Source organism: Bradyrhizobium sp. (assembly GCF_035701725.1).
Classification (GTDB): domain Bacteria; phylum Pseudomonadota; class Alphaproteobacteria; order Rhizobiales; family Xanthobacteraceae; genus Bradyrhizobium.
Genome location: NZ_DASSRP010000040.1, coordinates 1 through 3,990, shown reverse-complemented (window position 1 = coordinate 3,990; position 3,990 = coordinate 1). Strand labels below are relative to the sequence as shown.

Below are 3,990 nucleotides of genomic sequence, written 5' to 3'. Positions count from 1 at the left end.
CGCGGTGTGCACGCTGATCGCAAGGTCCGAAGACAGTTCGATCAGCATACCCGCCGGCGCCAGGATCGTTGATCCCGTCACAAGATTTCCAAACATCAACGCGGTCGGCGCAAAGCGGCGATGAACCGGACTGTCGGGCGCGAGATTTTTCATGCAGTCGCATCTAGACCGCACACACGATCATTGGAAGAGCGGCAGCCGGATTATTTTGCTGCCGCTTGGTGTCCATGAAGGAAAGTCGCGCGCCGCATGAGAGAAAGTCGTCGATGGCTAGGCTGAAACAAAACAGGCCCTACTTCGAAGCCGCTTCGCTCGCGTGAACGGCCACCGACCCTCTCGCTGGCGGACAACCGGCAAGCAGGGATTCCATCGCCTGGGCCCAACCGTCGTTGCTCAGTCTGGTGGCCTGCGGAACGAAACGCCCGTCGGCTGAAAGCGAGCTTTCGATGAGCTCGATTTGAGGCTGATCGACCAGCGATTCCAGGCGCGACCTGGTCAATCGCATGCTCCATTGCTCGAAATTGGAGCCGCTGCCGACCATCAAGGGTCCGGTGAAATTGACCGGGCTCGCCCCGTCATGGGCGATCGCGACCAGCGCGCCCGCGCGCGTCGGCCGCTGGAAATCCAGCGAGAAGTTCTCGGAATTGAAGCAGGTGACGCGCCATTGCAGCAGCCTGAACGACGTCTCGCCCGGCGCCCTCACAAGGGCAAGCTTGCGCACCGAGTTGGCCGCGCCGCTGTCGAACTTCCATGGCGTCTCGACGGTCGAGCGGCGATCGAGCCCAAAGCGCGCAATCTCGTCGCGCGTCAGCACATGAATGTCCTCGAACTTGATCGTCCTGGTCAGGGCAAGCAGACCGGCATCGATGCCGATCTTGGCAAGATAGAGCGCGGCCTCACGATCGGCCCGCTCGCGGCCGCGTTGGTTGGCGGCGGCAATCACCACGGCATCCGGCTGGCCGCCGCGAAAATTGAGCACGACCTTGGGCGAATGCACGGCGAGGATCGCGTCCGCCGCCACTTCGTGGACCGCCGCGCCCATGAACGCATAGGGACAAGCCGAAGCACAGACCGCGCCATTGGTGAAGAGATCGCCGTGCAGGTCGCGGCCGGACTGCTTGAGTTTGAAGCAGACGTCGCTGTCCTGTGCCTCAAAGCCGCATTCACGCACCATCGTCCGCCCGACCCGCGCGATGACGTTCCTGCCGTGAAGCAGGGTCCCCATCGCAATCGCCTGGTCGAGATTGCCGCCGGGCGAAGCGAAATAGATCGGCAGGTTACGGTCCCGGTGGCGATCCAGAAAGCTCTTGAACCGCGCCGCAGTGTCGGACTCCACCTTTCCTTCCGCCTCGATCCAGCGATCGCAGCCGTGCCCACATGCATCCGGAGCCCCCTTCACGACGTAGAAGGCCATCGACTGCTCGCGCGGCCTGGGAGCCACCGGCCGTTGTTTCGGCTGGGATGCCGATACCCCCGCCCAAGTCAGCGCACAGGTCAGGATGGTCGCAGCTAAGACACGCGAAATCATGGGGGCGACAGATCAGGAAACACGGAACGTTGGTGAGCCTAACAAGCGCCCTGCTACGAGTCTATGACGCGTCAACCAAAGGCTGCGTTCGAACCGACCGCGTTCTGCCGATATTCTGGGCTTGCACCGATTGCATTGCCCGATTCGCCTGCTATACCCACCCATTCCCGCTTACCTGCGCTCGTTCGCAGGAGTGAGCCTTGAGGAGACGATCATGCCTGACAAGAACCCGCCCGCACCGGGATTCCAATACAGCATCACCAACCTGAAGCCCGCCGAACCCGTCCACAAGGTCACCCTCACTTTTCCCGACGGGGAACGGCGCGACTATCCCAAGAGCACCACCGGATTGGAGATTGCCAAGGGCATCTCGCCGTCTCTGGCCAAACGCACGGTCGCGATGGCGCTTGACGGCGCACTGGCCGATCTCAACGACCCGATCGAGAACGACGCAAAGATCGAGTTCATCTCGCGCGAGGATCCGCGCGCGCTCGAACTGATCCGCCACGACGCGGCGCACGTGCTCGCCGAAGCGGTGCAATCGCTGTGGCCGGGCACGCAGGTGACGATCGGCCCGGTGATCGAGAACGGCTTTTACTACGATTTCTTCCGCAACGAGCCGTTCACGCCTGAGGATTTCGCGGCGATCGAAAAGAAGATGCGCGAGATCGTCGCGCGCGACAAACCCTTCACCAAGGAAGTCTGGGACCGCGAGAAGACCAAGCAGGTGTTCCGCGACAAGGGCGAGGCCTTCAAGGTCGAACTGGTCGACGCCATTCCCGGCAACGAGCCGATCAAGATCTATTTCCAGGGCGACTGGTTCGATCTGTGCCGCGGTCCGCACATGACCTCGACCGGCAAGATCGGCAACGCCTTCAAACTGATGAAAGTGGCGGGCGCCTATTGGCGTGGCGATTCCAACAATCCGATGCTCACGCGCATCTACGGCACCGCGTTTGCCAAGCAGGAAGACCTCGACGCCTACTTGAAGCAAATCGAGGAAGCCGAGAAGCGCGACCATCGCAAGCTCGGCCGCGAACTCGACCTGTTCCATTTCCAGGAGGAAGGTCCGGGCGTGGTGTTCTGGCACCCGAAGGGCTGGACCATCTTCCAGGCGCTGATCGCTTATATGCGCCGCCGCCTCACCGGCGACTACAGCGAGGTCAACGCGCCGCAGATCCTCGACAAAGTGCTGTGGGAGACCTCCGGCCACTGGGATTGGTACCGTGAGAACATGTTCGCCGCCCAATCCGCAGGCGACGCAGCCGAGGACAAACGCTGGTTCGCACTCAAACCGATGAATTGTCCGGGCCATGTGCAGATCTTCAAGCACGGCTTGAAGAGCTACCGCGATCTTCCCCTGCGGCTGGCGGAATTCGGCATCGTTCACCGCTATGAAGCCTCCGGCGCCATGCACGGCTTGATGCGGGTGCGCGGATTCACGCAGGACGACGCCCACGTGTTCTGCACCGAGGATCAGCTCGCCGACGAGTGTCTCAAGATCAACGATCTGATCCTGTCGACCTATGCCGATTTCGGCTTCGAGGGCGAACTGACGGTCAAGCTTTCGACCCGTCCTGAAAAGCGCGTCGGCACCGATGCGATGTGGGACCACGCCGAACGCGTGATGGCGACCGTGCTGCAGGAGATCAAGTCCCAGAGCAACCAGATCCGGACCGAGATCAATCCCGGTGAAGGCGCGTTCTACGGGCCGAAGTTCGAATATGTGCTGCGCGACGCGATCGGCCGCGACTGGCAATGCGGCACCACGCAGGTCGACTTCAACCTGCCGGAACGCTTTGGCGCGTTCTACATCGATGCCGACGGCAGCAAGAAAGCCCCGGTCATGGTGCACCGGGCGATCTGCGGCTCGATGGAACGTTTCATCGGCATCCTGATCGAGCACTACGCCGGCAACTTCCCGCTCTGGCTGGCGCCGATCCAGGCGGTCGTCACCACCATCACTTCGGAAGGCGACGAGTACGCCAAGGTGGTCGCGGCCGCCGCGCGGCGCGCAGGGCTTCGCGTCGAAATCGACCTGCGCAACGAAAAGATCAACTACAAGGTCCGCGAACATTCGCTGGCGAAAATTCCGGCGCTGCTCGTGGTCGGCAAGAAGGAAGCCGAGACGCATTCGGTCTCGGTGCGCCGTCTCGGCAGTGACGGGCAGAAGGTGATGGCGACAGATGAAGCCATCGCTGCCCTCGTCGATGAGGCGACGCCGCCGGACGTGAAGCGGGCGCGATCTTCATAATCGCTCTAAAGAACGCTTTCGCTCGCCTTGCGGCGCACCTATCTGTCGCGGTGCGACCGCCATATCTTGAGGACATCTTCGTGCCCGACGCCCTCGAACTTCTAAAGACCCGCCGCTCGGTCAAGCCGCGGGACATGACCGGCCCAGGCCCCTCGCCGGCCGAACTCGAGACCATTCTGACGATCGGCGCGCGCGTACCCGATCACGG

2 protein-coding genes and 1 pseudogene are annotated in these 3,990 nt (G+C 62.3%); 2 read left to right on the top strand and 1 reads right to left on the bottom strand.

Annotated elements, in window-relative coordinates:
• Window positions 1-292: 292 nt before the first annotated feature.
• Window positions 293-1,414, bottom strand: a complete 1,122-nt coding sequence (locus tag VFL62_RS02245) for a hypothetical protein (RefSeq protein ID WP_325170752.1) — start codon at window positions 1,412-1,414, stop codon at window positions 293-295.
• Between the two features lie 328 nt (window positions 1,415-1,742).
• Between VFL62_RS02245 and thrS the strand changes: the two genes are divergently transcribed.
• Both thrS and VFL62_RS02235 read left to right on the top strand, forming a co-directional pair.
• Window positions 1,743-3,782 carry a threonine--tRNA ligase gene (gene thrS, locus VFL62_RS02240; protein WP_325170751.1) on the top strand — a complete coding sequence of 680 codons (2,040 nt, stop codon included), beginning with the start codon at window positions 1,743-1,745 and terminating at the stop codon, window positions 3,780-3,782.
• Window positions 3,783-3,862: 80 nt separating this feature from the next.
• Window positions 3,863-3,990: pseudogene (locus VFL62_RS02235) on the top strand (nitroreductase); the annotation flags it as partial.

Coding starts and splice junctions, on each gene's coding strand:
- VFL62_RS02245 (WP_325170752.1), bottom strand. CDS start 1,414: ATGGCCTTCTACGTCGTGAAGGGGGCTCCGGATGCATGTGGGCACGGC.
- thrS (WP_325170751.1), top strand. CDS start 1,743: ATGCCTGACAAGAACCCGCCCGCACCGGGATTCCAATACAGCATCACC.